This window comes from Actinokineospora sp., assembly GCF_050699995.1.
Taxonomy (GTDB): domain Bacteria; phylum Actinomycetota; class Actinomycetes; order Mycobacteriales; family Pseudonocardiaceae; genus Actinokineospora.
In genome coordinates this window covers 1-4,034 of sequence record NZ_JBOHGC010000679.1, presented here as the reverse complement: position 1 = coordinate 4,034, position 4,034 = coordinate 1, and the positions used below count along the sequence as shown (strand labels likewise).

General features: G+C 68.6%; 5 protein-coding genes. 3 read left to right on the top strand and 2 right to left on the bottom strand.

Features of this window, described 5'->3' with window-relative positions; genetic code table 11:
• On the bottom strand, positions 1 to 1,202 hold a 1,202-nt coding region (locus ACRDSQ_RS33410), incomplete at its 3' end, for an aspartate aminotransferase family protein (RefSeq protein WP_431426732.1).
• Between the two features lie 191 nt (positions 1,203 to 1,393).
• Here ACRDSQ_RS33410 and ACRDSQ_RS33405 point away from each other — a divergent pair.
• Genes ACRDSQ_RS33405 through ACRDSQ_RS33395 form a run of 3 tightly spaced genes read left to right on the top strand, consistent with a single transcriptional unit; the run spans position 1,394 to position 3,429 of the window.
• Positions 1,394 to 2,530, top strand: a complete 1,137-nt coding sequence (locus ACRDSQ_RS33405; protein WP_431426730.1) for a hypothetical protein — start codon at positions 1,394 to 1,396, stop codon at positions 2,528 to 2,530.
• A 39-nt stretch (positions 2,531 to 2,569) separates the two neighbouring features.
• Positions 2,570 to 3,076, top strand: coding sequence for a nucleotidyltransferase domain-containing protein (locus ACRDSQ_RS33400; protein ID WP_431426728.1), 507 nt, complete (start codon positions 2,570 to 2,572; stop codon positions 3,074 to 3,076).
• Positions 3,073 to 3,429, top strand: a complete 357-nt coding sequence (locus tag ACRDSQ_RS33395) for a HepT-like ribonuclease domain-containing protein (RefSeq protein WP_431426726.1) — start codon at positions 3,073 to 3,075, stop codon at positions 3,427 to 3,429. The genes ACRDSQ_RS33400 and ACRDSQ_RS33395 overlap by 4 nt, the downstream gene beginning before the upstream one ends.
• On the opposite strand, the gene ACRDSQ_RS33390 is transcribed toward ACRDSQ_RS33395, so the two are convergent.
• Positions 3,426 to 4,034, bottom strand: a 609-nt coding sequence (locus ACRDSQ_RS33390; RefSeq protein WP_431426725.1) for a hypothetical protein, incomplete at its 5' end; no start/stop codon positions are given. The two genes, ACRDSQ_RS33395 and ACRDSQ_RS33390, sit on opposite strands and share 4 nt — an antisense overlap.

Below are 4,034 nucleotides of genomic sequence, written 5' to 3'. Positions count from 1 at the left end.
TTGCCGTACAGCCCGCCCTTGCCGATCAGCAGCCCGCGCTCCCTGCACGCCTCCAGCACGGTGCCGGCCGCGCGGGGGCTCGGCGAACCGTCGGGCTCGACCAGCTCCACGCCGATCATCAGCCCCTTTCCGCGCACGTCGCCGACCACGGCGTACTTCTCGGCCGCGGCGCGCAGCCCGTCCATCACCCGGGCACCCCGGCTGGCGCACGCCGCCTGCAGGTCGTGGTCGCGGATGTAGTCGAGCACCGCCAGCGCCGCGGACGTGGACACCGGGTTGCCACCGAAGGTGGAGATCGAGTTGGCCGTCAGGCAGTCCATGACGTCGGGGCGGGCGACCAGACCGCCGATGGCCAGGCCGTTGCCCAGCCCCTTGGCGAAGGTCATCATGTCCGGGGTGACGCCGTGGGCCTGCATGCCCCAGAAGTGCTCGCCGGTGCGGCCCCAGCCCGTCTGCACCTCGTCGGAGACCAGCAGGATGCCGTATTCGTCAAGGATTTCCTTGTACGCCTTGAACAAGCCGTCCGGCGGCACGCAGAACCCGCCAACCCCTTGGATGGGTTCGGCGATCATGCACGCCACATCGCCGGAAGTGGTGGTCTGCAACACTTCCCGGAGATCGTCGGCGCACGCTCGGATGTAGTCCACATCGGACAGATGACCGAACGGGCTGCGGTAGCGGTAGCCGCCTTGGGCGTAGCTGACCTTGACCGGGGAGAGCGAGCTGGCCGACCAGCCCCGGTTCCCGGTGATGCCCACGGTGGCGAACGCGCGGCCGTGGTAGGAGTTGCGCAGGGCGAGGACCTGGTTGCTGCGGCGGAACGTGGTGGCGAGCATCAGCGCGGTCTCGTTGGCCTCGGTGCCCGAGTTGGTGAAGAACACCTTGGCGTCGCGGATGCCGGAGAGCTTGGCGATCTTCTCGGCCAGCTCCACCTGCCCGCGGATCAGGTAGAGGGTCGAGGTGTGCACCACGCCGGTGTCGAGCTGGCGGCGGATCGCGTCACTGATCTCGGCGACGTCGTAGCCGATGGCGTTGGTCAGGATGCCCGCGAAGAAGTCGAGATAGGTGGCGCCCGTCGAGTCGGTGACGCGCCTGCCCTCGGCGCGCACGAGCTCGATCGGCTCGTCGTAGTACAGGGCGAGCCACGACGGCAGGACGGCGCGGTGACGGTCGATCAGCTGGTTCTGCTCGATGTCGGCCATGTCCGCGAGTCTGGTCGGCGACCGGCGGCGGCACCATGGTCACTCTGTATCGGCAATGCGCGATGGCGCTACACAGTGACCACCGGGCGCGGTGGCCTGGCGTCAAAACCGATTCGCGATTCTGTCACCGTTTTCCGAAGTCCCACCATTCGCCGGACGGTGCTCGGGAACTCGGTCACAGTGGTCCGGTGATGATCACCCAGCTCCGGCTGTCCAGACCGGTCGCCGCGGCCCTCGCACCCGCCGCGGTGTACCTCGCGGTCCGGCTCGCCGGGCTCCTGATGCTGGTCGTGTTCGCCGAGTTCCACGACGAGAAGCTGCAGACCCTGCTGCGGTCGTGGGACGGGAACTGGTACCTGATCATCGCCGAGAACGGCTACGAGCAGGTGCCGAAGGACTTCGTCGACGCGTTCGGGAACCACACTGCGAACACCGCGATGGCGTTCTTCCCCGGATTCCCGTTCATCCTCCGCACGGTCGCCGCGGCCACCGGCACCAGCCTGTTCGCCGCCGCCCTGATCATCAACCTCGCCGCGGGCATCGCCGCCGCGTACGCCATCGCCCGCATCGGCAGGCGGCTCGCGGGCGGGCGCGGCCTGCTGCTGGTCGCCCTGTGGGCCGGGGCGCCGATGGCGATCACTCTGTCGATGACGTACACCGAGGCCCTGTTCACCGCGTTCGCCGCCTGGGCGCTGGTGTCGGTCGTGGAACGGCAGTGGGTGGAAGCGGGCTGCTACGCGATCGGCGCCGGCCTGATCCGCCCCACCGCGACGGTGCTGGTGGGCGTCGTGTGCCTGGCGGCCCTGGTGGCGCTGCGGTCCTCACGGCGGTGGGAAGCCGTGGTCGGGGGTCTGCTCGCCCCACTCGGCCTGCTCGGCTACTGGGGCTACGTCGCCGCCCAGACGGGGAAGCTGGGTGGCTGGTGGCAGATCCAGCGGGAGGGCTGGAACTCCCAGTTCGACTGGGGCGTATCGAGTTTCACCTTCGCCACCCGCATCCTGGCGGACGGCCAGGTGGTGATGGACCTGCTGATCGTGCTGATCCTGCTGGGGGCGGTCGCCTTGACGGCCGTGAGCGCGTTCAGCCGGACGGTGCCCTGGCCGCTGGTCCTGTACGGGGCGGGGATCGTGGTGTTGACGCTCGGGTCGGACGGGATGATGGCGTCGAAGCCCCGGATGCTGGTGCCCGCGTTCGTGCTGCTGATCCCGATCGCGGTGGCTTTGGCGGGGAGGTCGAGGGTGACGATGGTGGCGTGGACGACCACGTTCGTCCTGTTCGGCTCCTGGTTCAGCGCTTACAGCCTGACCGCCTGGCACTACACGATCTAGCCTGGCTGACCATCGAAGCATGGGTATAGCATGTGCTATATGGATGCGGACGTGGAGCTCATGGAGTCTTTGGCGAAGATTGCCGCTGAAGCCGATGAACTGCGCGCCCGTGCCGGCGCCTCATTGCGTGAAGCGGTTGGCAAAGCCGCCGACCAAGGCCTCACCCAAAACCAGATCGCCCGCGCCATCGGCCGAAGTCAGCCAGAAGTCTCCCGACTGGTCCGAGCGTATCGAGCCAGGCACTTCAGGCCGAAGTCTCCGTTGGGCAGGATCCTTGCTCGGCACCGGGATGAAGTGCTCGCGCTCGCTCAAGCCCACAAAGTCCGCAATGTCCGAGTCTTCGGAAGCGTGGTGCGCGGTGAGGACGACGAGGCGAGCGACATCGACCTTTTGGTCGATCTCGCGCCGGGAGCCGACCTGTTCGACCTAGCCGCACTTGATCTCGAACTCGAGCGTCTACTAGGACACCCGGTCGACATTGTCCCGGCCCGATTGCTCAAGCCGCACGTCGCGCCCTCCGCGCTGTCCGACGCGGTGGAGCTATGACCAAGTGGCGACGCAGCGATTCCCAACACCTCGACGACGCCCGCGAGCACCTGCGCGTGCTTGACGAGCATCTCTCGCGTGGCTCACTCGATGACGTCCTGGTCCGCGACGCCGTGAGCCATCGGCTTGAAGTCGCCATCGACGCCGTCGGCAAGGTGAGCCCCAGCCTGCTCGAGGCCGAATCGCCTACCGACTGGCCCAAGATCGTCGGTATGCGCAACATGCTGGCGCATCAGTACGCGGACCTTGACCAAGAGATCCTGCAGAACACGATCGACAACCGGTTGGGCGCGTTCGCGGACCTCGTCGAGCGCCTGCGGAAAGCCGCGAATCGCGCGGAGGGCTCGATCTAGAACCGGCCGCCGCCGCCGATGCGACGGGAGCTGCTGGAGCCGCCGAACGACCCAGGGCTGTAGCCACCTCCGCCCCCACCGCCCCTCAGGACGCTGTTCAGCAGAATTCCGCCCAGGATCGCCCCCGAGGTGCCACCGAACGGCGACTGTGGCGCAGTGCGGCGCTCCCATACGCGCACGTCTGCCTCCGCTGCCCGGGCTGCGCGGGCGGCCAGGTCGGCGGCGGCCTGAGCGTGTCGCAGGGCAGCCGACGGGTCGGACTCACGCGATCGGGTGGCCTCGTCGAGGTGGCGTTGCGCTTCCGACAGCCGGGTTCTGGCTTCGGCTTCGACAGCTCCGCGCCGGGTTGAGATGAAGTCGGCGGCGGCGGTGACCTGGGCGGACGCCGCCGTCATCGCCTGGTCGAGCTGCTGTCGCAGGCGTTCCACCCGCTGCTTCTCCGACGCGGCGGCGGCGATGGCCTTGTCGAGTTCCACGTCCGCCGCCGCGATCTCGGTGAAGCTGCCCAGGGGGTTGCTGCTCTGCGCGGCCTCGGCGCGCGCGAGCGCTTCCGCGGCGGCGGAGCGGGCCGCGGCCAGGTCCTCGCCGCCGTGCGGGGCCAGTTC